1 pseudogene is annotated in these 206 nt (G+C 61.2%); it reads right to left on the reverse strand.

Features of this window, described 5'->3' with window-relative positions:
- Positions 1-90: 90 nt before the first annotated feature.
- A pseudogene (locus EOB49_RS38585) lies at positions 91-206 on the reverse strand (AraC family transcriptional regulator); the annotation flags it as partial.

The following is a 206-nucleotide window of genomic DNA, read 5'->3' on the forward strand; positions in this document are numbered from 1 at the left end:
CTTCAGTGGTGGTGGGCATGGGAACCTCCTTCGTTGGGTTGGTCGTTAACCCACTCTGCTCAAAGGCCGGTTCGGCGTCTTGAAGAAATGTTACCTGACGGAGAGCGCGGTTGGCGTCTCGCCGGCGAGGTCGCCAAACTCCCGCACCAGATGAGCCTGGTCGGCATAGCCGCAATCGGCGGCTATATCCGCCCAATCGGCTGTCG

The organism is Mesorhizobium sp. M7A.F.Ca.MR.148.00.0.0 (assembly GCF_003997735.1).
In the GTDB taxonomy this organism is placed as follows: domain Bacteria; phylum Pseudomonadota; class Alphaproteobacteria; order Rhizobiales; family Rhizobiaceae; genus Mesorhizobium.